This window comes from Planococcus lenghuensis (genome assembly GCF_001999905.1).
Taxonomy (GTDB): domain Bacteria; phylum Bacillota; class Bacilli; order Bacillales_A; family Planococcaceae; genus Indiicoccus; species Indiicoccus lenghuensis.
The window spans coordinates 257,758-283,275 of sequence record NZ_CP019640.1 but is presented as its reverse complement, the minus strand read 5'-3'; the positions used below and the strand labels follow the sequence as shown (position 1 = coordinate 283,275).

At 49.7% G+C, this 25,518-nt stretch carries 24 protein-coding genes, 1 pseudogene and 1 riboswitch; of the genes and pseudogenes, 5 read left to right on the top strand and 20 right to left on the bottom strand.

The window, feature by feature from the left end:
* Positions 1–21 precede the first annotated feature (21 nt).
* The 11 genes and pseudogenes from B0X71_RS01575 to ric all read right to left on the bottom strand — a co-directional run bounded on the left by B0X71_RS01575 (position 22) and on the right by ric (position 12,111).
* Positions 22–669, bottom strand: coding sequence for a response regulator transcription factor (locus B0X71_RS01575; protein WP_077587810.1), 648 nt, complete (start codon positions 667–669; stop codon positions 22–24).
* Positions 670–1,722 (bottom strand): sensor histidine kinase, encoded by a 1,053-nt coding sequence (locus B0X71_RS01570; RefSeq protein WP_077587809.1) that lies wholly within the window; start codon positions 1,720–1,722, stop codon positions 670–672.
* Between the two features lie 20 nt (positions 1,723–1,742).
* Positions 1,743–2,201: a GAF domain-containing protein gene (locus B0X71_RS01565; RefSeq protein WP_077587808.1), complete on the bottom strand. Its 459-nt coding sequence runs from the start codon at positions 2,199–2,201 to the stop codon at positions 1,743–1,745.
* Positions 2,202–2,250: 49 nt separating this feature from the next.
* Positions 2,251–2,931 (bottom strand): respiratory nitrate reductase subunit gamma, encoded by a 681-nt coding sequence (narI, locus tag B0X71_RS01560; protein WP_077590853.1) that lies wholly within the window; start codon positions 2,929–2,931, stop codon positions 2,251–2,253.
* Complete coding sequence (narJ, locus tag B0X71_RS01555) at positions 2,924–3,499, bottom strand: nitrate reductase molybdenum cofactor assembly chaperone (protein WP_077587807.1); 576 nt, start codon at positions 3,497–3,499, stop codon at positions 2,924–2,926. The genes narI and narJ overlap by 8 nt, the downstream gene beginning before the upstream one ends.
* A complete protein-coding gene (gene narH / locus B0X71_RS01550; RefSeq protein ID WP_077587806.1) occupies positions 3,492–5,054 on the bottom strand; it encodes a nitrate reductase subunit beta in 1,563 nt (520 codons plus the stop codon). Before narH ends, narJ begins: the two co-directional genes overlap by 8 nt.
* Positions 5,044–8,729, bottom strand: a pseudogene (locus B0X71_RS01545) (nitrate reductase subunit alpha). The gene narH and the pseudogene B0X71_RS01545 overlap by 11 nt, the downstream one beginning before the upstream one ends.
* A 488-nt stretch (positions 8,730–9,217) precedes the next feature.
* Positions 9,218–9,865 carry an ATP-binding cassette domain-containing protein gene (locus B0X71_RS01540; protein WP_077587805.1) on the bottom strand — a complete coding sequence of 216 codons (648 nt, stop codon included), beginning with the start codon at positions 9,863–9,865 and terminating at the stop codon, positions 9,218–9,220.
* A gap of 4 nt (positions 9,866–9,869) precedes the next feature.
* Entirely contained in the window at positions 9,870–10,553 is a 684-nt protein-coding gene (gene modB / locus B0X71_RS01535) for a molybdate ABC transporter permease subunit (protein WP_077587804.1), read from the bottom strand.
* Positions 10,550–11,326, bottom strand: coding sequence for a molybdate ABC transporter substrate-binding protein (gene modA / locus B0X71_RS01530; protein ID WP_077587803.1), 777 nt, complete (start codon positions 11,324–11,326; stop codon positions 10,550–10,552). Before modA ends, modB begins: the two co-directional genes overlap by 4 nt.
* Positions 11,327–11,412: 86 nt before the next feature.
* Positions 11,413–12,111 (bottom strand): iron-sulfur cluster repair di-iron protein, encoded by a 699-nt coding sequence (ric, locus tag B0X71_RS01525; RefSeq protein WP_077587802.1) that lies wholly within the window; start codon positions 12,109–12,111, stop codon positions 11,413–11,415.
* A gap of 168 nt (positions 12,112–12,279) precedes the next feature.
* Between ric and B0X71_RS01520 the strand changes: the two genes are divergently transcribed.
* From B0X71_RS01520 to B0X71_RS01510, 3 genes are all read left to right on the top strand, one after another.
* The gene (locus B0X71_RS01520) at positions 12,280–12,711 is read left to right on the top strand and encodes a hemerythrin domain-containing protein (RefSeq protein ID WP_077587801.1); all 432 of its coding nucleotides are present in this window, start codon (positions 12,280–12,282) and stop codon (positions 12,709–12,711) included.
* The gene (locus B0X71_RS01515; protein ID WP_077587800.1) at positions 12,708–14,540 is read left to right on the top strand and encodes an SEC-C metal-binding domain-containing protein; all 1,833 of its coding nucleotides are present in this window, start codon (positions 12,708–12,710) and stop codon (positions 14,538–14,540) included. The genes B0X71_RS01520 and B0X71_RS01515 overlap by 4 nt, the downstream gene beginning before the upstream one ends.
* 75 nt (positions 14,541–14,615) lie before the next feature.
* Positions 14,616–14,816, top strand: coding sequence for a hypothetical protein (locus tag B0X71_RS01510; protein WP_077587799.1), 201 nt, complete (start codon positions 14,616–14,618; stop codon positions 14,814–14,816).
* Between the two features lie 136 nt (positions 14,817–14,952).
* Here the strand turns inward: B0X71_RS01510 and B0X71_RS01505 are convergent, their stop codons facing one another.
* Both B0X71_RS01505 and B0X71_RS01500 read right to left on the bottom strand, forming a co-directional pair.
* Positions 14,953–15,906 carry an ATP-grasp domain-containing protein gene (locus B0X71_RS01505; protein ID WP_077587798.1) on the bottom strand — a complete coding sequence of 318 codons (954 nt, stop codon included), beginning with the start codon at positions 15,904–15,906 and terminating at the stop codon, positions 14,953–14,955.
* Positions 15,907–15,927: 21 nt separating this feature from the next.
* Entirely contained in the window at positions 15,928–16,983 is a 1,056-nt protein-coding gene (locus B0X71_RS01500; RefSeq protein WP_077587797.1) for an LLM class flavin-dependent oxidoreductase, read from the bottom strand.
* A 160-nt stretch (positions 16,984–17,143) separates the two neighbouring features.
* Positions 17,144–17,252, top strand: a riboswitch (SAM riboswitch).
* Between the two features lie 518 nt (positions 17,253–17,770).
* Between B0X71_RS01500 and pepF the strand changes: the two genes are divergently transcribed.
* Positions 17,771–19,582 carry an oligoendopeptidase F gene (pepF, locus tag B0X71_RS01495; protein ID WP_077587796.1) on the top strand — a complete coding sequence of 604 codons (1,812 nt, stop codon included), beginning with the start codon at positions 17,771–17,773 and terminating at the stop codon, positions 19,580–19,582.
* 135 nt (positions 19,583–19,717) lie between these two features.
* Here pepF and B0X71_RS01490 read toward each other — a convergent pair whose 3' ends face one another.
* Complete coding sequence (locus tag B0X71_RS01490) at positions 19,718–20,203, bottom strand: PaaI family thioesterase (RefSeq protein ID WP_077587795.1); 486 nt, start codon at positions 20,201–20,203, stop codon at positions 19,718–19,720.
* 81 nt (positions 20,204–20,284) lie between these two features.
* Here B0X71_RS01490 and B0X71_RS01485 point away from each other — a divergent pair, with 81 nt between their 5' ends.
* Positions 20,285–20,572, top strand: a complete 288-nt coding sequence (locus B0X71_RS01485) for a protein YxiS (protein WP_077587794.1) — start codon at positions 20,285–20,287, stop codon at positions 20,570–20,572.
* Between the two features lie 21 nt (positions 20,573–20,593).
* Here the strand turns inward: B0X71_RS01485 and B0X71_RS20790 are convergent, their stop codons facing one another.
* From B0X71_RS20790 to B0X71_RS01460, 6 genes are all read right to left on the bottom strand, one after another.
* Positions 20,594–20,764 carry a hypothetical protein gene (locus tag B0X71_RS20790; RefSeq protein ID WP_156889772.1) on the bottom strand — a complete coding sequence of 57 codons (171 nt, stop codon included), beginning with the start codon at positions 20,762–20,764 and terminating at the stop codon, positions 20,594–20,596.
* Between the two features lie 179 nt (positions 20,765–20,943).
* Positions 20,944–21,693: an MBL fold metallo-hydrolase gene (locus tag B0X71_RS01480; protein WP_077587793.1), complete on the bottom strand. Its 750-nt coding sequence runs from the start codon at positions 21,691–21,693 to the stop codon at positions 20,944–20,946.
* A gap of 2 nt (positions 21,694–21,695) precedes the next feature.
* On the bottom strand, positions 21,696–22,670 hold the full coding sequence (locus tag B0X71_RS01475; protein ID WP_077587792.1) for a cation diffusion facilitator family transporter: 975 nt from the start codon (positions 22,668–22,670) through the stop codon (positions 21,696–21,698).
* Positions 22,671–22,777: 107 nt separating this feature from the next.
* The gene (locus B0X71_RS01470) at positions 22,778–23,335 is read right to left on the bottom strand and encodes a hypothetical protein (RefSeq protein ID WP_077587791.1); all 558 of its coding nucleotides are present in this window, start codon (positions 23,333–23,335) and stop codon (positions 22,778–22,780) included.
* 41 nt (positions 23,336–23,376) lie between these two features.
* Positions 23,377–23,931: a hypothetical protein gene (locus B0X71_RS01465; RefSeq protein WP_156889771.1), complete on the bottom strand. Its 555-nt coding sequence runs from the start codon at positions 23,929–23,931 to the stop codon at positions 23,377–23,379.
* Between the two features lie 14 nt (positions 23,932–23,945).
* The gene (locus B0X71_RS01460; protein ID WP_077587789.1) at positions 23,946–25,373 is read right to left on the bottom strand and encodes a PQQ-dependent sugar dehydrogenase; all 1,428 of its coding nucleotides are present in this window, start codon (positions 25,371–25,373) and stop codon (positions 23,946–23,948) included.
* Positions 25,374–25,518 lie beyond the last annotated feature (145 nt).

Genomic DNA, 25,518 nt, shown 5'->3' with positions numbered 1-25,518 from the left:
GGAAATCCCTCCTGTTGCCGCTCAGAAATTCAGCAATTTCTTCTTTAGTGCATACTCCACCAGCTCCGGCCGGCTTTTCAGATTCAATTTCTCCATGATTTTCGCTTTATGTGCTTCGACTGTCTTTACGGAAATAAACAATTTTTCAGCGATCTCTTTATTGCCGTATCCTTTAGCAATGAGCGGCAGAATTTCGAGCTCACGCTTGGATAGCACTTCAAACGGGCTCTCTTCATTGATCGTCTGATCACTTTTCACAAACTCCCGAACAAGAGACGTAGCCATTTTGGGATGGATATATGTTTCGCCCCGGTATACCGTGCGAATCGCTGTGATCAATTCGGTTTCCGGTGCATTTTTCAAGATATACCCCGATGCGCCATTTTTCAATACGTGAAACAGGTATTCCTCGTCATCATGCATCGTCAAAATCAGGATTTTCGTATCCGGAAAATCATCCTTGATTTTTCCGGTAGCGATGAGCCCACTCTCGCCCGGCGGCATGCTCAAATCCAGCAGCAGCACATCCGGCTGATGTTTTGCCACAAGCGAATAAGCTTCCAGTCCATCCGCCGCTGTCGCGATCACTTCCATGTCTTGCTGAAAGTTCAGAATCATTGAAAATCCGCTCCGCACGATCGCATGGTCGTCAGCAATGATGATTTTCACTTACTCGTCCCCCTCTTCTCCAATGTTGCGAATCGGAATCCGTACTCGGATCGTCGTGCCCGCTCCCGCTTGGGAAAGTACTTCAAAGTCACCGTGGGCCAGCTCCGCCCGCTCCCGCATGCCATACAGGCCAAGCCCTGTACCGATCGGATCGTCTCCTTTGGTGAATCCTTCTCCCTCGTCTTCCACGAGAAGTTGCAGCATGCGGCCTTTTTCAAAAAGGGATACTTTCAGCGTATCAACCTGTGCGTATTTGATGGCATTCAGCACAGCTTCCTGACAGATCCGATACACAACTGTCTCGATTTCGTTACCGTAGCGCTTCGTTGAAATGCCGGATGAGAATTCGACTTCCATCCCATAACTTTGTTCAACCCGTTTGAAATGCGAGCGGAACGCAGCTTCCAACCCAAAATCGTCCAATGCAGCCGGGCGCAGTTCCACTGACAGGTTTCGGATATCATCCAGCAGCCGGGTCATGGATGCTTCAGTCTGCTTCAGTTTATTCAACACTTCTTCTTCCTTGGTCATATACTTCATAATTCGCACGTCGACCATCGCACTCAACAATTCCTGAGCGACACTATCATGCAATTCACGCGAGATGCGCTTCTGTTCATTTTCCTGGGCTTCGATTACGTGTTTCATCATTTTATTCTTGTAAAGCTGTTCCTGAGTCTTAAACTGCTTTGTCAGGTCGCGAAGCATAAATACCCGGACGCCGCTTTCCTCATCGACCGTATGGAACGTGGCCGCGTATGGTATGACGCCTTTCCCTTTCGTCTTCAAATACACCTGGAAAGAAGAAAAGTCTTCCGGTTCCGCACTTTCACTGAAATAACAGTTAAGACACGTCTGAAGATCCGTGTCGCTGGTATAACCTCTGCAAGCCAGACACATTGCATCAATACTTCCTTGCTTCAAATGAGCCAGCGCATCTGGATCCATGATCTGCTCAGCAGCCGGGTTCAGTGCCAGCGCTTTTCCTGCAGCATCAAAAAAGAAAATGGCATCCGTGCTGTTTTCAAACATCTTCATCAGCATTTCAATCATTTTATTTTCTTCTACACGTATCAAAGAACCATCAGTTCCTTCCCGTCCATATCTCCAAATCCTTTATGTGCCGCTTCCGTCATCTGCTGCAAAATCACTTCATTTATGCCGTATTCCTCACGGCTGCCGCTGAGCAGCACACCGGCGACCCGGCCATGGTTCCAGATCGGGACAGCTGCCACGCTTTTCAATTTCTCTGATTTGATGATCGGGTAATTGAACAACCCGTCTTTTTGAACAAATTCAGTCACTGTCGGCAATAGGATCGGTTTACCGGTTTTGAAGACGAGGCCGGCGACACCTTTGCCGGACTGGAGAACGACCCGCTTGAAACGGTCATTCAAGTTTCCGGCTGCATACTGCCATTTGAGCACATATTGCTGCTCAGCCGGTTCCACACACGCCAGTGCTACCAAATCACAGCCCAATGCAGTTTGCAGCCGTTCCATTTCCTTCTGGTAGTTGAATTTAGTTTTCATCATTTTATCTCCTATGCGACGGAAGAGAAGGTTTCCCCTTCTCCTCCGATCAGTTCATTTTATGTCTTCTGTACAGAATGTAACTTCTGCCGACGTAATTCAACGGTACACTCCACACATGCACAAGCCGGGTAAACGGCCACATGGCGAAAATCGCAAAACCAGCCAATGCATGTATTTTAAACGACAGCGGTACAATTGTCATTAAAGCAGGATCGGGGCTGAGCAAAAACAGACCGCGGAACCAAATGGAGATCGTATCCCGGTAGTCAAAGCCCGGCTGTACTGCATTCGTCACGATGGTCGCATACATGCCCATAAACACGATCAGCAGCAAAAGTGAATTGACGATCAAGTCAGAAGCTGAACTCAGCTGACGCACATTCTTTTTTGTAAATCGGCGGAATGTCAGGATGACCATTCCGGCGAGTGTGACAAAACCAAAGAATCCGCCGATGTAGATGGCACCGATGTGGTACATATGGTCATTCACCCCGAATGCACGCATCCATTCTTTCGGAATGCCGAGGCCGGCAATATGGCCGAAAATCACCGGGATAATACCAAGATGGAACAGCAGGCTGCCGACCATCAGCTGTTTCTTTTCAATGAATTCACTGGACTTGGCTGTCCAGTGAAACTGATCGGTCCGGTAACGGTAAATATGACCGACAACGAATACCGCTATACAAAGATAAGGAAAAATAACCCATAGAAACTGATCAACCATGCTCACCGGAAGGAGCCCCCTGTTCTACACAAGCTTTAAATGTCTCACGCAACCCTTTAATTAAATGAAAGTAAGGACTGTTCGTTTCCTGAAGTGTCTGCAATAGATGGTAAGTGCCATCTTCAAGTACGGCAATCAGCATCCCGAAACTCTGCGGGGCACGCGGATCACCTAGCCATTCCGCCGCATAGATGAATTCACACATCAGCGGCAGAAAGTCCGACAATTCCTCATCCGGCATTTCCAAGCCGAACATTTCATACAGCACTTTCAGTTTCGCCAGCATCTGACCGCGCTCTTTCGCATCTTCAAACTTGAAGTACGTCATATGAAGCGTCGCATCTTTCTGGAAATCGAATGTCTCGGTATACATTTCCTGAATATCCATCAGGCTGTATTCATGCATGAGCGACCAGTAAGTTTTCACGTGCTCATACGCCGGATGTCCCGGCTCAAATGATTCCTCGAGATACATCGGATGAAAGTCCAGCTTCTGCGGATACGTCAGCTGCTCGGCAAAAAAACCGAAAGAGTGTTTATACCCGTACAGCTTTTCAAGATTAATCACGCCAGATACCTCCATAGAAGTTTTCTTCATATACTTCTTTCCCCGTTTTCATCGTGCCCGCCGGAACTGCAGGTCCACAGCCGTCACAGCCGGATCCCATATCCCCCATCACATCACCATAACCGGCAGATCCTTGTGCCCGGTAAGGGTTCATCGTTGTTTCCTTATGGGAAGTCGGAATCACGAAACGATCTTCGTATTTGGCAATCGCGAGAAGGCGATACATCTGTTCCGTCTGATGCGGCGTCATTCCGACACGCTCCAGGCGGCTGTTATCGAATTCTTTTCCGGAAGACAAGGCACGCATATACGAGCGCATCATCGCCATCCGCTGAAGGGAATGTTTCACAGTTTCCGTGTCACCTGCTGTCAGCATATTCGCCAAGTACTGAATCGGCGTGCGCATTTCTTCAATTGCCGGGAAAATCATGTCCGGATTCTTGATGGAATCTCTACCTTCGAAGTAGTTCATAATCGGGCTGAGCGGTGGCACATACCAGACCATCGGCAGCGTGCGGTACTCCGGATGAAGCGGGAACGCCAGTTTATGTTCGATGGCGAGCTTGTATACCGGTGAGTTTTGTGCCGCTTCAATCCAGTCTTCGGAAATACCATCGTGTTTCGCTTGCGCAATTACTTCCGGATCATATGGATCCATGAAGAGATCACATTGGGCCTTGTATAAATCTTTTTCATCCGGAGTGGACGCTGCTTCAAGTACGCGGTCTGCATCGTACAGCAGCACACCCAGGTAGCGAATCCGGCCGGTGCATGTTTCGGAGCACACTGTCGGCAGTCCTGCTTCCATTCTCGGAAAGCAGAATGTGCATTTCTCCGCTTTGTTCGTCTGCCAATTAAAGTACACTTTTTTATATGGGCAGCCGGTCATGCAATAGCGCCAGCCGCGGCAGGCCTCCTGGTCGACGAGCACGATGCCGTCTTCATCCCGTTTGTAGAGGGCACCTGACGGACAAGATGCCACACAGCTCGGGTTCAAGCAGTGTTCACAAAGACGGGGCAGATAGACCATGAATGATTTTTCGAAATTGAATTTGATTTCTTCTTCGATTTTCTGGATGTTCGGGTCTTGCGGACCGGTTATGTGCGCACCGGCAAGATCATCTTCCCAGTTCGGGCCCCATTCGAGGTCCATTTTATCGCCGGTCACGGCCGAAATCGGCCGTGCCACCGGTGAGTGCTCCTGCTCTCCAGCAGTTGTCAGATGCTCGTAATTGTATGTCCACGGCTCGTAATAATCTTTCATTTCCGGCATATCCGGATTGTAGAAAATCTTTCCGAGGGCCACTTTGGACAATTTATTGCCGGATTTCAGTTCCAGCTTCCCTTTGCGCAGTTGCCAGCCGCCTTTATAGAGCTCCTGGTCTTCCCAGCGCTTCGGATAGCCGATGCCCGGTTTTGTCTCAACATTATTGAACCAAATATACTCAGCGCCCTTCCGGTTCGTCCACGTCGTTTTACATGTAACACTGCATGTATGGCAGCCGATGCATTTATCTAGATTCATTACCATTGCAACTTGTGCTTTAATCTTCAAGCCAGTTGACCTCCTTCATTTTGCGGACCGCCACGTACTCGTCCCGCTGATTTCCGATCGGTCCGTAGTAGTTGAATCCATAGCTGAGCTGAGCGTATCCGCCGACCATTTGTGTCGGTTTCATATGAATGCGGGTCGGCGCGTTGTGACTGCCGCCGCGTGTATCTGTAATTTCAGAGCCTGGTACGTTTATGTGCTTATCTTGTGCGTGATACATGAACATCGTGCCTCTCGGCATCCGGTGGCTGACGACTGCGCGTGCAGTGACAACCCCATTCCGGTTGTACACTTCAAGCCAGTCGTTGTCGTTAATGCCATGGGCATCTGCGTCTTCGTTACTGATCCAGACGGTTGGACCGCCACGGAACAGCGTCAGCATGTGCTGGTTGTCCTGGTAGGTGGAATGGATATTCCACTTGCCGTGCGGCGTCAGGTAACGGAGCACGAGCGAATCGACGCCGCCTTTCACTTCTTTGTCCCGCGCGCCGAATACCATCGGTGGCAATGTCGGCTTATAAACAGGAAGCGATTCGCCATACTGCAGGAACACTTCATGATCGATGTAGAAATGCTGCCGGCCGGTCAATGTCCGGAATGGCACGAGCCGTTCGATGTTCGTTGTAAACGGTGAGTACCGGCGGCCGGATTTATTCGATCCGCTGAACACCGGTGTCGGAATGACTTCCCGCGGTTGCGCTGTAATGCTCTGGAACGTGATCTTTTCCGCCGCCCGCTCGGCTGAAATATCCATGAGCGGCACACCTGAATCCTCTTCCGCCTGCTTATAGGCTTTCTGGGACACGCGGCCGTTTGTCGCAGAAGATAAATGCAGGATGGCGTCTGCCACTTGGCGTGCCTGTTGGATTTTCGGGAGGCCGCTCTTGATCGTCTCATCATAGTACACGCCGTTGATCCGCTTTAGTTCCTCGTATTCTTCCTTCACCGGAAAGCTGACCCCGTGCGCCCCGATTTTGCTGACGGCGAGATTCGGTCCAAGCGTGATGTACTTGTCATGGATTTTGGTGTAATCCCGCTCCACGATGCTCAAATTCGGCATCGTCTTGCCTGGGATTGCTTCGATTTCGCCTTTTGCCCAATCCTTCACGAGCCCCATCGGCTGTGAAATTTCGCTTGCTGTATCGTGTGCCAACGGTGAGGTGACCACATCCTTATAGACGCCCGGAAGGTGGGTTTTCGCCATTTCCGAGAAGGTCTCAGCCATCTTGCGGTAAATATCCCAGTCTGAACGGGATTCCCAAAGCGGATTCACTGCCGGATTGAACGGGTGAACGAATGGATGCATGTCTGTTGAAGACAGATCCGTCTTTTCATACCACGTTGCAGCAGGCAGAACGATATCCGCATAGATCGGTGTTGACGTCATCCGGAAATCGAGTGCCACCATGAGGTCGAGCTTGCCTTCCACATCCTCGCGCCAGACGATTTCTTCCGGTTTCGCATCTTCGTTCGGTCTTGCCAGAAGTGCGTCCGATGCGCCGAGCAGGTGTTTCATGAAGTATTCCTGTCCTTTTGCAGAACTTGAGATCAGATTCGACCGCCAGATGAACAGGGAGCGCGGGAAGTTTTCCGGTGCACCCGGATCTTCAATCGCGAATTTCGTTTCGCGTGATTTGATTTGTTCATATGCATGTTGGATGATCTCTTCATTTGTTTCTTTGCCTTCCTGTTTCGCTTCTTCTGCGAACAACAGGCTGTTTTTATTGAACTGCGGATACGATGGGAGCCATCCGAGCCGGGCAGCGAGCACGTTGTAATCAGCCGGGTGCTGATACTTGACGTCGCCGCCTGTCGGTGACTTCAGCGAGTCCGTGCCGCCTTCTTCATAGCGCCATTGTTCTGTCGCAAAGTAGAAGAACGAGGTGCCGTTCTGCAACCGGGCAGGTCCCTGCCAGTCTTTTGCGAATGCGACTGTTGACCAGCCTTCTATCGGCCGGCATTTTTCCTGGCCGACATAATGCGCCCAGCCCCGCCGTTGACGCCTTGCGATGCTGTCAGAATGACGAGGTTCAAAATTGACCGGTAAATCGTGTCGCTATTGAACCAGTGGTTGATGCCGGCGCCCATGATGATCATGGAACGGCCGTCTGTATCAAGAGAATTCTGTGCGAACTCACGTGCAATCTGTGTTACAACCGATGCTTTGACGGTTGTGATTTTTTCCTGCCAGGCAGGTGTATAGAGGGAATCTGCATCGTCGTAGCCTTTTGCGTTGTATGGGCTGTCGACGCGCGCGATGCCGTATTGGCTCATCATCAAATCGTAAACCGTGGCTACATAGCGTTCCGTGCCATCAGCCAGACGTACTTTCCGCGCCGGGATGATCCGTTTAAATACGCCGTTTCCACTGTTGTCGAAGTAAGGGAAAACAACTTCCAGCCATTCTTCGCCGTGCCCTTCGACAGACAGGGCCGGTTCCACTTTCGTTCCGTCTTCATTTTCGAGAATCAGGTTCCATTTCTTTTCCTGTTCCCAGCGCTGGCCCATTGTGCCGTTCGGGACGATGAGCCCGTTCGCTGCTTCGTCGAAAATGACCGGTTTCCAGTCTGAATGCTCGGTGGCATCCCCAAAATCGCTTGCACGCAGGAAACGCCCGCCTTTCAGGCTGTCTTCATGCGGATCGAGCATGATCATGAATGGCATATCTGTAAACTGCTTTGCATAATTGATGAACATTTGTTCTTTCCGTTTATGGTAGAACTCATCGAGAATGACATGCGTCATCGCCTGGGCAAGCGCTGCATCCGTCCCCGGATTCGGTGCGAGCCAGTTATCGGCGAACTTCACGTTTTCCGCGAGGTCAGGTGCAACCGATACGACTTTTGTTCCCTTATAGCGAACTTCCGTCATAAAGTGGGCATCCGGTGTCCGGGTAAGCGGCACATTCGAGCCCCACATCATCAAATAGCCGGCGTTATACCAGTCGGATGATTCCGGAACATCTGTCTGCTCGCCCCAGATTTGCGGAGAAGCAGGCGGAAGGTCAGCGTACCAGTCATAAAAACTCAGCATCTCGCCACCCATGAGGGAAATGAACCGGGCGCCTGATGCATAGGAAATCATCGACATCGCCGGAATCGGTGTAAAGCCGGCAATACGGTCTGGGCCGTATTTGCGGATCGTGTAAATAAGCTGAGCTGAAATCAGCTTGAGCGCTTCGTCCCAGCCGACGCGCACGTGGCCGCCTTTTCCGCGTGCCTGCTTGTAGATTTTCGCTTTTTCAGGATCTTCCACGATGCTTGCCCAGGCTTCGACAGGGTTCGGATTTTCCGTGATGGCTGCTTGCCATAGGCGCCATAATTTACCGCGCATATAGGGATATTTCACACGGAGCGGGCTGTATTCGTACCAGGAGAACGTCGCGCCACGCGGACAGCCGCGCGGTTCGAATTCCGGCATATCCGGTCCGCATGACGGATAATCGATCTGTTGGTTTTCCCATGTGATGATGCCGTTTTTCACAAATACTTTCCAGCTGCAGGAACCGGTGCAGTTTACACCGTGCGTCGTACGGACAACTTTATCGTGCGACCAGCGTTGGCGATACATGTTTTCCCAGTCTCTGTTCTTCTCTTCAAGAATGGACCAACTGCCGGAGTAGCTTTCAATCGGTTTAAAGAAATTAAGACCGCGTTTATTTTTTCGTTTAGTTTCCATATGCTTTAAAACACTCCTTTAGTGAAATACAGGCACAATAAATTCCAGTAAGTTATCGGATTCTGATTCTTATTATGCGGGCAGCAGCAAATTCTTCCCATTAGGGAATGTCCTATTGAACCGGGGGAAATCCCTCGTTCTGTAAATTCCGTCTGATTTATTGACGCGGGACAAGGAATTATTCATCCACATTCCGAGCCAATTAAAAAAGGCCTTCCTTTTCTGTGAAAAGGAAAGCCTTGTTCTTCATGAAGAGATTCGTTTCATATGGCTTTGTTAAAGAATACTGTTGATTTTTTACTGTAAAAACAAGGAGCAAACAGCGGAAACTCCTTCGCCGGGCCGAACCCCAGCCACTTCTTTACGAATAGAAAGAAGGCTGCCCCTCGAGGTCATTTTTCATGACCCTTTGGGACAGCCCCTTTACTGTGGACCGGAAAATGAAGCTGTTCTGCGGAAGTTCAACAGAGACATTTTAAGATAGTTTTTCATATAGAAGATTCCATAGCCAATACTGTTAACTGCCCCCGGTCCACCTGCACGATGCGGTCCGCAAGTTTAGCCGCTTCCTGGCGGCTGTGGGTCACAAACATAACCGGGATCTTCCAAAGACGATGAATGCGGACAAGCTGCTGCTGGCAATTATTCCGCGTTTCATCATCCAGTGCAGAGAACGGTTCATCCAGCAAAAGCAGTTCCGGCTGGGCTGCGAGCGCACGGGCCAGTGCCACCCGCTGCTTTTCACCGCCTGAAATCTGGTGGGGATAATTATTGAGCAATTCCGCGATGCCAAGAAGTTCCGTCAGTTCTGTAATGTGCGATGTATCCGCCTGACGGCCAACGCCGAAGAAAATATTTTGCCGGGCGGTCATATGCGGAAACAAGGCATAGTCCTGGAACAAGTAACCGATCCGCCGGTTTTGAATTTTTAAAGGTTTCCGGTTCGTTTCAAAAAAAATTCTGCCATTCAGCCGGATGGATCCGCTGTCCGGTTGCGCAATACCGGCGATGCTGTTCAGCAATGTCGTTTTCCCTGAGCCCGAGGGACCGACGATTGCCATGATCTCTGAGCTCAATTCCAAGGCTGCCTGCAGTTCAAAATGCTTTAATTGTTTACGGAAGTCGAGTTCCAGCATTCCCTCACTCCTTTCCTGCCCGGCCTGCATGCCGGCGCCGCCAGTAATTCAGCCATGTGATGGCCGCCAGTCCAAGGGCGGAAACCGTAATGACCCAAAACGTTGCCTGCTCCATTTCCCCTGCTTCATAGGAGAAATAAATGGCGAGCGGGATGGTTTCTGTCTCACCCGGAATATACCCGGCAATCATTAGCGTCGCCCCGAATTCGCCAATTCCGCGGGCGAACGCCAGCACAAGACCTGCCAGGATACCCGGCCAGGCAAGCGGAAATGTAATGGTCCGGAAAATCCGCCATTCGGTGACCCCCATTGTCCGGGCGACGTTCTCCCAGCGCGGGTCCACTTTTTCAAAAGCGGCCGCCGTACTTTGGTACATGAGCGGCAGTGATACGATGAACGAAGCGATCACTGCCCCGACCCAAGTAAAAATGACTTGTACACCGAACCACTCTTCCAGCAGGATACCGGCAGGGCCGTTTCGGCCGAACAATACGATCAGGCCGAAGCCCACGACTGTCGGCGGCAGGACGAGCGGCAACAAGATCAGTGCTTCCACAGCGCTTTTTCCGAAAAATTCGTGCCTGTTCATGAGCCGGGCAAGCATTACGCCGATAATGAAAACAGCGATCGTCGAAATGATGGCGACCCGCAATGACAATGCAAGTGGCGACAGATCATATGGAATCAAGATGCTTCACCGCTAACTGGCAGGAAGCCGGATTCCCGGAGAATGCCTTGACCTTCATCACCGGTCAGAAAATCCAGGAACCGTTCAGCAGCTTCTATATTAGCTGATTCAGTCAAAATTCCAGCCGGGTACACAATCGACTCCGTGCCTTCCGGCAGTTCAACCAATATGTCCACCTTGTCTGAACGGAATGCATCCGAGGAATAGACGATTCCAAGCGCCGCATTGCCGCTTTCTGTATACGTCAGCACTTGGCGGGCGTCTTTGGCGTATACAAGCTGTCCATCCAGCCCTGCCCAAAGCCCGAGTTCCTCAAGGATTTTCTTCGTGTAACGCCCGAGCGGCACGCTTTCCGGCTCACCGATCGCAATCTTTTCATCAGTCGCAGCGAACAATTCTTCCAACGTACCTGAATAACCGGAATCATTTCGGGAAGCCAGCACAAGGCGGTTGGCAGCGAACGGAACCACTGTTTCCTCTTCAAGCAATCCTGCTTCTGTCAATTTTATGGCATCCGCTTCACTGGCGGATAAAAATAAATCAGCCGGCGCTCCCTGCTCAATTTGGCTGCGCAGCTTGCTTGACGACCCATAACTGATCATCAGCTCTGTATCCGGATATTCGGCTTGCCATTCCGCTTCAAGAGCTGTCATCACTTCTGCAAGACTTGAAGCTGCAGAAATCCGGAGAGTCCCCCCACTACTATCGGTTTCAACTGTACATGCCGAGAGCATCATGGCTGCGCTTATCAATAAAAGGATTGTTTTCTTCACTTAATTCCATCTCCTCATATTGATAAACGTAGGGGAGCCGCTCCCCATTGTCAACAGGAATTGACAAGGAAAGCGGCTCCTTTGCATCAGATTGCCTGACGCGCCCGATCGAACAGGATATTATTTTCGAGATGGATATGGTCGAATGTGTCCCCTTCCAGTTCTCTGAGCCGCTGAATCACCAGCCGGTGTGTTCCGCAGGCGTCTGACGGCGGTTCGAAGCCGTTTGTGATTTCGCGCAGTTCTTTCAGCAGCTTTCCGGCATTCTCATGCTCTTCTTCCAGCTCTTCCAGATGCGGCTTCAACGCTTTGCTTGTTTCAGCGGAAGGATTAGCGAAGAATGCGTTGATCAGCGGAAAAACATTCTGATCTTCGTCGTCCGTATGATCGGTCAACTCCCGCTTCAAGTCCAGGTAAATTTCACGGACCCGTAATACGTATGGATATTTCTCACCGTGGACGCGTGCGAGCTTGGTTACGTATGGCGCCAAAAGCGGCAGTTCGTCCCGGATTTTCGAATGGTATTTATCCTGGATATGCAGGATGAGTTCCGCCGGTTCAAATGATGAAGGCCGTTTTTGCTCATGCTGTAATTGTTTTTCAGCAACTTCGCGAACTCGCAGCAGCACCTCTTCCCCGTCAAGATTCCGGTTCAACGCCGCTTCACGGAGCGGAATTTTCCCGCCGCAGCAAAAGTCGATCCGTAGACTGCGGAACAAGTCTCCTGTTTGTGGAACTTCCATTACGATATTAGCGACAGTGGTATCCAATGTTAACTGGTTCATCTTCTGATTCCTCCAGATATGGGATTTGTATTGCCAATTTCAGTGTATGCCTGTTGCATCACCCGACCAATGAGGGACTTCCCTGTTTCTCTATTGGGAATAGCCTATACGGGGAATTCTCCCGGTTGTCTCATGTTATACTGATGGCAAAAGAAAGGATGAGGAATCATGGCAGGATCAGGACCATCACTTAAACAACTCCATGCCCACCACGCCATCCATGAAGGCGGCCGGTCGGGTGCGATTGATAAAACGGAAGAAGTCGAGGAATTGCTTGCAGCAAAAGAGTATGAAGTGGCAAAACAAGCCGCCGAGCATTTGATCGATTATTGGGAGACACGGATTTTGAGTCATGCACAGGCAGAAGAGGAAGGGTTTTACCTGGAGATGGCCGAGCAGCATCCTGAATTGAAAGATGCTGTCATTCAATTGACGCGTGACCACGACATCATGCGGATCATCGTCGAGGACGTAAAAGAAAAATTAGCCAAAGAAGGCGTGACACCTGATGTGCTGCACCAGTTCCACGCACTCATCACAGTCAATGCCATCCACAGCAGAGATGAAGAACGGATCCTGCTCGAGGAGCCTGGCCAATGACGCGACTTACTGCAGGCAATATCGGCCGCAACGATCCATGTCCGTGCGGCAGCGGTAAGAAGTACAAGAAATGCTGCGGTCAGAACAATGCTGCCGACCGGGTGAATGAAGAAATTGACCAGGCACTCCGGGGCATCCTCCAGGACTTTTTCGAAAACCATCCGCGCCCTTCCCAGCAAAAGGAACTGCTCACATGGAAAAACAAAACCGAAGACTTGCTTGTCCCGCTTCACGGAGAAGACAAAGCGGCATCTGTGATCGGTGATTTATTCTTTTTCTCGGAACGGGCGGATATTTGGAATGAATTCATCCAGGGGCAACTGGAACGGGCGGACCGCCGGCAGCAAAAGCAGCTCTTGGCCGGCTGGCTTAATCCGCTATTCATTGCCGGGGAAATCACAGCCATCGAAAATTATCAGGCGACTGTGCGGGACATCCGGACCGGCATTCAGCATACGGCCCTTGTCAACGAGGCCTTTCCGGCAGTGGCAGACAGCATTGCACTTGGATTTTTCGTGCGGGATATCCGTTACGGAGATAATTTCATCATGCCGCTCAATAGTGTGGTTATTGCGGAAAAGCCCACCCAGGATGCACTTGATCAGCTGCAGCGACTTGGCGATAGACCCACAGCGGCACAGCCGGATCTGATTGCTGTCTATCAGCTGTTCGGCAATGATTCCCGCGCTGCCGGTCAGGCATCATCCGATGTGCTGAAAGCAGCCGAAACATTGGAATGGGCACTTATCGATGCCGATGTAAAGAGCGACGATCTTATGGAAACGTTCTTTCATTTCCTGGAACACGAAGCCGGGGTGCCGGAAGCCGCCGTTGCCGGAGGTATTCAATTCGGCATCAACCAGAGACTTCTTCCGCTGGCTTGGACACCGGAAGAAACAGCGGAACGGTTCGCTGAAAACCCGGACGCAGTGCTCCGTTTCGCTGAATCCCTTCAGCAATTTTATGACTGGACGATGGCCGGGCATGAAAAAGAAGCGGTCTATGCTTTCGAGGTCGGTACCGATCCGAAAACCGATGAGTACCGCAACTGGCAGCTGCTGATGCATCTGAAAGATCTGTCCATCTCGAATGAAAATGCCCTGCAGCGGCAGATCGATTATTATCGCGATGTGCCTTACGAACCGAAGACAGAAGCGGAACAGGCACAGAAAACAGCCTATGAGACTTACCAGACTGAAACGGAAACAGAACGGATAGAACAGGCAGAGACTGTGCGCCGTCTGGATCCCGATAACCCTGATGGTCTTCTCTTCGCTGCAGAGCAGGAAACCGACCCGGCAAAGCGGCAGCAGCTTCTCAAGCAGGCAGTTACAGAAGCGCAGGGTGATTTTGAACCTGAAATGGATGTTGCCTGGCTGTACGTAACGAATCGGCCGTATTTGCGCGCATTGTTTTTGCTGGGGCTTCACCACTGGGAAAACGGGGAGACCGCTGATGCATTCAATGGATTTTATGAGGTTCTTCAACTGAACCCCGGCGATCACCAAGGTGTGCGATATCCGGCCATCTCCTCTCTCTTGGCACTTGGTCGGGTGGAAGATGCAGAAAGTCTGATTGACCACTACGATGAAACGCATACCGATAACGCCTTTTACGCCTGGTTCCGCTGGCTGATCGAACGAAAGAAAGGCTTTTTCTCAGCTGCGGCCCAGGAAGCGTACCGGACTGCAGTCGACAAAAATCCATACGTGGAAAAGTACGTGAAAAACCGGCTGGAAGCGGCACCTTACCCAAAATCAGCCGCTGTCACTCCGCGTTCACCGGAAGAAGCGAAACTGATCTGGACCCTGCTGTCCCCTGCAATGTAGGCCATGTTTTCACATCTGCTAAAAAGGGTAGCGGAAAAGTAATGAAACATTGCCTGGTGAAAGGAGCCGATTGTGATGAAACGCAAAGAAAACCCTGAAATCGCTTCTGAAATCGAAGAAGCAGCAGAACAGGAAGAGCTGATCGAACCGGAAACAAGTGCAGAGGAATCAAAGACGCAGGATGACCATCCATGCGATGATGAGTACGGACTCGAGAACCAGAAAACGAGTGATATTGAAAAGCGGGCTCGCCTGCATGCACGCAACCATCGCTGATTACATTTAAAAGAGAGGGATTCCCGTTAAGGAATCCCTCTCTTTTTACTTGTATTTTCTTAAGAGAAAAGCAGTCATGGCAGAGCTTCGACCCTTTTTTAGTTCCTGCCTTGGCTGCTTTTTTCACTCTTATCCCTTATTTCACTGCTCCTGCCGGTGTTTTCAGTTGCTCGCCCAGGAATTTTGCCAGTTCAAGCATGCCGAATTTGCCGGCTTTCGCTTCAGCTTCTGCATTATAATTTGTGTTCGTGTTAACGTCATAAGTGAAGATTTCACCGTTCTCATCGCGGATGAATTCAATGCCCGCCACTGAGATATTGTTTTGGCGCAGAAACTCCTCGTACTTAGTGATAATCGGATCGTTGAATCCTTCAATCACTTGGAATTTCGGCTTTTCTTCGACTTCTTCCCCTACCGGGCAGAAAATATCACCGATCTGGCAGGCATCGGCCGGGCATAGTTCAAACCCTTCTGACGTATCGACCCGTACCGCATAAACGAATTTACCGCCAACAAATTCACAGCGGGTAATGTATGGTTCGGGTGCTTGGATATACTCCTGAATCAGCGTAATGCCATCCACTGAATCACCGAACGATGGCCCTTCGACAAACTCTTCAAGTGCCTCAAGCGAGTAAAATAGCTGAACACCAAGCCCTTTGCCTGCACGGTTGTGTTTAGTGATGAAAGAAGGCGCGTTCAGTCTTTTTGCCGCTTCCAGCACTTGTTCTTTGCCATTTGCAGCAATTGTTTTCGGTGTCCGAACGCCAGCCGCGTTCAACGCCATGTACTGATTCACTTTGCTGACTTCCAGCCGGAGTGCACGGCTGCCGTTAAAGACTTTACGCCCGTGATGTTCCAGCCAGGCGAGTAGCGCTTCGGTCACTTCCGGCGCATAGCGATGGCCTCGCGTATGAGAAGAAGCGCTCATGCGGCTGTAGAATACACCTTCCGGCGGAGCTTCGGTCAAATCGACAACGCTCTCATCCGTGAACCAATCTTCATACGGCAGTCCAAGTTCATCCAACCGCTTGAATAAGTGAGCTGTCCATTCTTCGTTTTCATGTATAACATATATTTTTTCTGTCATAGCTATTTTCTCTCCTTTAGTTTACGCACGGGTTTCTTGTGCATTTCGTTTTTCTTCCACCACTGGCATAACCTGTTCAGAAAAACGCTTCATTTCTTCCAGTTGTGGAGAAAATTGAAGCAGGAGTGTATCAAGTCCCACTTTTTCATACGCAAGAATTCGGTCAGCGATCTGCTCAGGCGTACCTACCAGGTTCGGGCGGAGACCACGGTTGGATACCGAGTAGTCATTCAATTTCACTTGCTGCTCAAGCTGGGATTTGCTGACAAAATCCTGATAGCCGGCGTAGCCTGCTGATTCTTTCACATCCGTGATGCGTTTCCATTCTTCCAGTGCTTCTTCCTCGGTATCACGGCAGATTACGTATGCTGCCATGCCAAATGCCTGAAGCGGTTCTTGTCCAGCTTCACTGCGAAGCTGTTTCATTCCTTCGATTTTCGCCTCGATTTCCTCTACTGTGCCGCCATGCATTACGTATGCGTCACAGTTTTCGACGATGGACTTCTTTCCGCGCGGGCTCTCACCGCCTGCATAAAGAACAGGATTCGGCTTTTGTACCGGCTTCGGTGCGAGCCGGGTATTCTGCACATCGTAATAAGTGCCTTTATAAGAAAATTCATCTTCTGTCCACAAGCCTTTCATGATGGCCAAAAATTCGTCTGTCCGATCGTAGCGCTCGTCGTGTTCAGTAAACGCACCGCCATATTGACGGGCTTCTTCTGCCCACCATGCGGAAACGACATTCAGCGTGAAGCGGCCGCCGGAGATGTGATCGATATTCGCTGCCATCTTTGCGGTTACGGCAGGGTTATGGAAAGCAGGCCGGACAGCAGTCATGATTTCGAGTTTGTCCGTTACCGCTGCTACTGCAGCAGCTGTGGACCAAGCTTCGAGAGAGTCTGCCTCGGTTCCTTTAATATCATTCAAGTTTAATTCAGCTATCAGCGTCAAATCATAGCCCCATTTTTCCGCAGATTGTGCTATTTCCTTCGCATACTCAAACGTTGCCGGCATGTTTTCATCTTCTACATTGCGCAGCCATCCGCCAAAAATCGGCATCCAGAATCCGTATCTCATCTATGCTCGCACCCTTCTTTTTCTGACTCTTTGTTAATTCCTTGTAATCATACTAAGAAACTTGGAGATAAATCAAATAGTTTTTCTTTTCGAACTTTTATTGACCAGTTTATAACGACATGCTATTCTTATTAACATTCAATTACAAATTAATAGCTAACTCTTATTGAGAGCGGTGGAGGGACTGGCCCTGTGAAACCCGGCAACCATACAGCAATAGCTGAAAAGGTGCTAAATCCTGCAAAGCGACCGGCTTTGGAAAATAAGGGAGATTCGTTATGAATGCCTTTCCCTTTCCGCGGAAAGGCATTTTTACGTTCTGTTGAGGTATAAACGGCTAATATAACACAGAAAAGCATGACCCGGAATCGGATCATGCTTCTCCTGTCCCAGCTTACGGGACATGCACGGAAAATTTGCTGTTTTACTTTTCTTTCTACAAAAAATAACTCGGTGTTGCAGTACGTGTAATTTGTTCTTCAGTTGCACTTACACAAAAAACTTAAACTTCGTGACGCGTAACACATTGCACTTCACTTGCGTTGTACATTGCTTGCTCTGTACTTCACTTGCTGGTACTTCGCTTTCGTCAATAAAGCAAATTTTCCGCCAAGGCTGTGCATTTCATCTTTCGAAGTTCGCCTTGTAATCCTACTATACCCCGTCTTTTTTCGCGTAAACCTTATTTTTTACCTAAAACTTAATTTTTATAATATTTTTCATTCTTCGTGAATTCCGATATACTTACAATTAGTTTGATTACCGAAACAATAAGGAGAGATTAATGATGGTTAAGCAATTGCCGCCACGTTCAGAAGTCGCAACGGAAGAAACATGGAATCTGAAAGATTTATTTGAAACAGAAGAACAATTCGATGAAGCCCTAAAAGCTGTCAAGGAACAGGCAGAAACGTTCGCTTCCGAATTTAAAGGCAAGATCACCGATGCCTCTTCAGCGGTTAAAGCGTTATCCAGCTACATCAACATCCGGGAACAACTTGTACCAATCGGGACTTACGCAAGCTTAGCTTCTTCAACTGACCAGACGGATACCAATGCACAACTGCGTTCCGCCCGAGTGGGTGCGACAGGTGCACAAATCGGCAGCCGGCTGTCATTTCTGCAGAGCGAATTGCTCGAGCTTTCTGAAGAGAGTTTGCAGCAGGCCGCAGAGCAGTCAGCGGAACATGCGCATTATCTCGAGGAATTGATCCGCTGGAAACCGCATCAGTTGCATGCAGAGGCTGAAACAGTCCTCGCTGCATTTTCATCTGTCTTCAACGCACCTTACGAGCTATATAACACAACAAAATTAGTCGATATGTCGTTTGAGGATTTTACAGTGGACGGACAGGACTACCCGCTCAGTTACATAGCATTTGAAGGCGACTGGGAAGGCGAAAGCGACACGAAAATCCGCCGGGCTGCTTTCGATGCCTTTTCAGCTAAACTTGAAGATTACCAGCACACAACCGCAAAGACATATGATGCTCATCTGCAGGCTGAAAAAACGACGTCCGACCTCCGCGGTTTTGATACTATCTTTGATTACCTGCTGTTCGATCAGGAAGTGGACCGGGACCTTTACAACCGTCAGATCGATTTGATCATGACAGAACTGGCACCGCATATGCGAAAATATGCCAAGCTCCTGCAAAAAGCGCATGGACTCGATAAGATGACCTTTGCCGATCTGAAAATTTCACTTGATCCTTCCTATGAACCGTCCATTACAGTGGAAGAGTCGAAGAAGTACATGCATGATGCGCTGAAAATCATGGGTGATGAGTACTTGCAGATGGTCGATCGCTCTTATACTGAGCGCTGGATCGACTTCCCGCAGAACAAAGGCAAGTCAACCGGCGCCTTCTGCTCAAGCCCATACGGTTATCATCCGTATATCCTCATCTCCTGGACCGGCCGGATGAATGAAGTGTTCGTACTGGCGCATGAACTGGGCCATGCCGGTCATTTCTTCTTTGCAAACCGGGAACAGAATATCCTGAATGCGCGCCCGTCGCTGTATTTCATCGAAGCGCCATCTACGATGAATGAAATGCTGATGGCCAATCACTTGCTTGAGAATTCAAGTGATCCGAAATTCAAGCGCTGGGTTATTTCATCCATTGTAGCCCGGACTTATTACCATAACTTCGTGACGCATTTACTGGAAGCTGCCTATCAGCGGAAGGTGTATGAGCGGATCGATGATGGCCACAGCGTCAATGCAGATGCATTGAACAGACTGAAGCATGATGTCCTGAAAGAATTCTGGGGCGAGGATGTGGAACTTACAAAAGGCGCTGAACTGACATGGATGCGGCAACCGCATTATTACATGGGTCTTTATCCATACACATATTCAGCCGGATTGACGATTTCCACTCAAGTGGCAAAACGCGTATTGAATGAAGGGCAGCCAGCTGTTGATGAATGGCTTGAAGTCCTGAAAGCCGGCGGTACGAAGACACCTGTCGAGCTCGCAAAAATGGCGGGAGTCGATATCACGACAGAACAGCCATTACGTGACACGATCGCCTACATCGGTGAATTGATCGATGAACTAGAGACTTTAACAGAAGAAATCGAAAGACAATAGGAAAGTGAAGGCACTCCGCGAGGCCCGACAACAATGCCTTGTGTACAGAATTCGGAATCTGCGGAACGCGTAACTTGCTTACCTTGAAATACAACAGCCGGCTGGATTCCAAGACGAATCCGGCCGGCTGTTCTTTTACTCACTTCCTTTAAGGAACGTATTCGGCATAACAACGGCCGTTACTTTTCCGGTCGCACATTTCGTTTCCCCTGCAAATACTTCGATATGTACATCCCATTTTTTCGGATGAATTTCTTCAGTGCGCCCTATCGCTTTCAGCGGCACCCCTTGAGGCGTAGGCCGTAAATAATCCACGTGCAACGAAGCCGTGACGAATCGCGGCGGCTCTTCCCCGCTTCCCGGTTCAAAACCGTTCTTTCGATGCAAGGCCAGTGAAGCGGAGCCCGTTCCGTGACAATCGACAAGCGACGCGATCAATCCGCCATACACGAAGCCGGGAATCGCAGTATGTTCCGTACGCGGTTCGTATACTGTCACAGTCCCATCGCCATCCCATCCGGTCCGCAACTGCAGGCCATTATCATTCAGCCGGCCGCAGCCGTAGCAGTGCGCGAACGCCTCTCCATACTCATCTTGAATAGCATGCTGTACTTGTTCCATTCCTCCATCCCCCTTTGCTGGTTCACACTCGTTATCATAATCATGATACCATGGGGAAAAGGATTCGAAAGGAGTTTTATGATGGATGAACGGATTATTCAGAAGTACCGGGAAGACGAGGAAGTTATGATCCGTCTGTTTGTACAGTGGTGCTGCAATCGGGACGTCGATCCAGCCGCTCTCTATGCTGCAGCCTACCCTACTCAGCCTGAAAACCCGCTGCTTATGGCTGTAATCGAAGGAGAAGATGAGCAGCTGGCCATCGACACGGACACCCTGCTCGAAGTGCTGCAATTATTCGGCAACGATGACTTGGCGTTCACCGTAGCAGAAGCCGACAGCCGCACACCAAAAAAGCGCGGACAGTAAAGTCCACGCTTTTTTCGCATTCTATGCAATATTAGTCAACTCGATACCATGATACTCTGCAGGCTCATCCCAAAATGCGACCGGTTCTTCCGGTTCCGGAGGCGTCATTATCCATACTACCCCTGCTCCAGCCACCAAAGCTGCCACGAGAAGCACCACTCCCAAGGCAATCTGCCATAACTTCAGCTGCATGTTTTCACCCCTTTTCCGTTCTTACCGCTGCTGTTTTCATACGTCTGATTCTTATTTAATTCTTCCCTGAAAGTCTTGACGCAAAACTCACCCTTTTTTGTTATAAAAGTGATGACTAAATGCCACTGCTTTCTCGTTTTTCATCCTTCGAAGAACCATCAATTCTTATGCAGCGGTTATTATACGCGGTAAGTTTTTCCGACCACTGCCAGTTCAGCCGGTCCATTAAATGCTTTCCGAGCGTCCGCCTCGATCCGGGACAGATCTCCGTATTGCGGCAGGTGGGTCAGCAATAAGGAGCCTGCTTTCGCTTTTCCGGCAAGCTCGCCTGCCTGTCGTCCGCTCATATGACCCTCCACACGGCCGACATGCTCTTCAAATAAATTGGATTCAGCAACAAGGAGATCAGCTCCGGCCGCGAAGCGTGTCAGTTCATCATGCCAGCCGGTATCAGCAGTAAAGACTACGCTTTTCCCGTTTGAGGAGAATTTCAATGCCAAGCAATACACGGGGTGGTTTGTACGGCAGAATGTGACATCCCATGGCCCGATTGTAACCGGTGCTCCTTCTTTAATCTCGCGTCCTTCAGTCACGTCTTGGTACGAGAGTTTTTCAAATTGCTCCTGATCTTCTCTGTGCCCGTATACCGGCAGCACTGAATCATTGCCGCCGAGCTGCTTTTCAATCATGCGGGCAAACTGAAGCGGCCCAATATCCGCAATATGGTCTGCGTGATAATGACTGATGGTAACTGCATCCAGTTCACCAAGTTTCGAGTGATTCTGGACGGATGCCAGTACACCGCTGCCGCAATCAATGAGACACCGAAATCCGGCTTTTTCGATCAGGAATGAAGAAGTTGCTCCATTTGCTGCCGGATAGCCGCCCCAAATGCCCACTGGCGTTACGGTTGTCAGCTCATTATTCATTTTTACTTCTCCCCTTTAGGGTCGGACCATGTCGGCACTTTATCATCCTCGTCAAATTCGATGATGACATCCGTGACCCCTCTGACTTCCCGAATTCGTTCTTCCAAGTAATCCCGGAGATCATCAGCTTCTGCAATGGTCATCTTCGGATCCACTTCGATTTTCAGTTCGACATGTCGATGATCACCTTCTGTGACAATATCCAAGTCTGCAACGTCATGCACATCCGGGTGCGTGATCACTCGGTCACCGACCCGCTGCTGAAGCTCCAAGTCCGCTGCACCCAACGCGCCCGCTGCGTTGTCCAGGAAAATCCGGCCGACGACAAGGATGAGCAGGACACCGATGATAATCGATGCATAACCGGTAGCACTGTCGAAGGATGTATAGGCCGCGATTACCACTGCAATCAATGCAAGCAATGCACCCGACACTGCAACTGTATCTTCAAGAAAAACCAGCCGTGTTGCCGGTTTCGCCGATTTCAGGTTTTTTATGCTGGCTGGAATAATTCCGAATCCGCTTGCCTGAACATCCGGCACTTCATGTAATACCTCTTTCATCGCTTTCCATAAAACAAATGCTTCCAGCACTACTGCCAATGCTAATACACCGACATTCAGCCAAAACCATTCATCATCTGCTGCCGGATGCAGGATATGATGATAGCCTTCAATGATCGTCTCATAAGCAAGGACTCCGACCACAATCACGGCTCCTAAAAGCACCAGATTGACAAGTCGTCCAAATCCGCCCGGAAAACGTTCGGTCGGTTCTTTTTTACTCAATGCAGAACCGATGAATACGAAAAACTGGTTTGCTGCATCGCCGTAACTATGTAACATCTCAGCGAACATGGCGACATTACCGCTGATCAAGTAAGCAATTGTCTTTATAATACCAAGTGTTGTATTGACGATTGCCGCCCAGAGTGCCGATGTGGCTCCTCCCTTGAGCAATCTAAAGTATTCCTTCATGCTGCCCTCTCCTTTCCAATTTCGTTATCCGACTGCTTTTTTATTTTCCCTGCTAGACACAGTAAGAAACAGGAAAATTGAAAAGAATGGTACATTCCGTCGCCAGCTTAGCGAAAAAAAGGAAGACGCTTCCGAAAGAACAGGATAACTTCCGTCCAAATCCAGCTGTAGACAATCGCAAAACCGGCACAGCCACCGAGCAGCATTACTCCCGGTACAGTTTCCGGCCCGAAAAGTGGAAACCGCAACACGGATACCAAGAATAAAATCCCCAGAAACAATGCACTTCCTCCCACAAAAATGGCTACCCACTTTTTCTTAAACATTAACAGTGATAAACCAATGGCCAAGCCAAGCAGACCTGTCGTAAATGGGAAGATAAATAATTCACCGGGCTGTAATAGCACTAAAAGACCGATGGTGACAACATACGCACTGATCCCGCTGCCCGCTGTGAGCAAAGCTGCCAGTGCAATCGGCAATGTAGCCAAAGGGCTGACGGCATATCCAATCCCCGGCAGGAGGCCGCCTGCCGACTGAAGGATAGCCGCCAGTGCTGCCAAAAGCGCAGCAGTGACCAGCAGCTGCGTGCGGCTTTTTCTGCCATTCTCCGCAGCTGCCGGCTGAGCTGCTGATGTTTGCCAATAATCAGTGATTCGTTTCATAAGACCTCCCTCCTGTCTGCTGAGTGGATAATAAAGATCGCTTAGCCAAAATCTTTATTGTAAAGAACAGCGACCGCACCGGTTTCGAGTGAATATTCCTGAAGCAACAAATGGTTTTTCTGCTTTTCATTCAGGATCGGGAAAACAATTTCGGGAATTTCCATGATTCCCAAAGCCAATCCAAGCTGTTCAGCCATCGCAAACGCGCTGAGTGCATTCAGGTTCAGGATCATTAGCTGATGCAAATCCTTCCAGTAACCGTGCGCCCCGCCCAACAGTCCCTTCAAATCAGCAAGCGGACTATTCAGCTTCCCGGCCAACTCTCCAGCCATCTTGGATGTACTGGATGTCGCGCGGCCGATCGCTTCATATAATTCCCCGATTTTTTGCTCGTGCACTTTTGCTTTCTTAGCTATTGAAAGCACTTCGGCTTTAATATGTTCTTCTTTAATTTTCTCTGCCGTCTGTTCCGCAAACTGGCGAAAGGATGCCTGGATGAGCTGCAGCTGTTCGAACCACTTCTCCACATTATCCAGCTGGTTGTCCCAGCTTTCGGGATCGATTCCCAGTAATACAGGAGTTACCGGCTTTTCCATATTCCCACCTCCGCTCATAATTTGGTCACCTTCCAGAGCACACCTGTATGGGCATAAGCCAGCATGTGGCCCTCCGCCACTTGCGCGACACCGAAATCCAGGACATAGAGGCTCTTACCGTCCGGACTGAATTTGCAGTCCACCGGCCGGGCCATTCCCGCTGCAGGCGGTCCCGTTTCAAGTATCTTATTATAAATGAATGGTTCCCCTTCTCCTGTTTCAGTATCAATTTTCATGACCCGGAATCCGTGACTGAGATCTTCTTCCCGCGGTGAATTGAACGGTGCCATCGTGCCCCATTCACATGCAAACAGCTTTCCCCGGTGTCCGAATGTGTCGCTTGTGCAAAAATCCATTTTCGTCATGCAGGAATGCGGTTTTTCCAAATAAGCTGCGGGTCCTGCCCATTCCGGCGGGTTTTCCAGCAGCGGCTCTGCTGGCTTGCCCTTATCCGGCAAATGCTTTTCATGCCAGACTGGAAGCCCGGTAGCCGCAATATCCGGGAATCCAAACCATTCCGGTTTATCAACTGTTCCATGCGGCTTCCGTGCATTTTTAATATGCCAGATCCGGTCCGGGTCCATGGCGACGGCCCGTTCTCCTTTTTCTTCCATATCATTATCAGAAACATAAAGTTCTCCTTCTTCATTGAACGCCATACCATACGGATTGCGGATTCCCCAGGCAATCAATTCAGGTTGTGTGCCGTCCGGCTTGGATCGCCAAACGCCTGTTGTGCACCATAATTGTCCTTTGACCACTTCCCCTTTTTCCGCTGGTGTGCCGAACGGTTTATAAGGACCGGTTTTCGTCAAATATGGATACGGCATGAGCGGGTCCCGGCTGAACACATTATTGCCGGTCAGCGTGACATCTTCCCCTGGAATATCGTGCGCTTCCGGATTTTTCGCCACGTCCACGGTATAACCTTGCGGCAGTACAACTCCATTCTGTGAGACAGAGCCATGTGCAAAATACAAAAGACCGTCTTTCGGATTAAATACAGGCCCACCCGGCTCATGCCATCCGCCGCTTGGAATCTGATCGTGCAGCACTTCTCTTTCACCCGTTTCGGTGTCATACCGCACCACGCGTGCAAAATAACCGCCTTTCAATGTGACATAGAGATAGCCATCCCGGTAAGCAAGCCCCCGCGGTCCACCCAAGTTTTCCTCGGCAAAGGCACTCAGTTCCCCTTCCGGCGTCAATTTCAAAATTCTCGGTGTCATAGCAGGCCGTGTCGGCCACGTGCTTCCTCCTTCATTAATATACAAAGTGCCTTGGTCGTCAAATGCCATTCCTGTCGGAAATGACAGGCCTGCAGCCACCGCTTCTGCCCGGTACCCTTCCGGCACTTCGAGCTGTTCTGCATCCACAGCCGGTCTGGCAGTTGTGGGTAATCTCAACAGCTGTTCCTTTGTTGTTTTTATTCCTATTGTCATCTTCTTCCCTCCCTATAAATTGAATTGACTTGACTATATCATAAATTATCTGATTATTATAAACAAAACCCGGTGAGTTTGCCGTTTAATTGGTAAAAATATGGGTAAAGTAAGAATGTGGCTGTAAAATGGCTGATACACTACT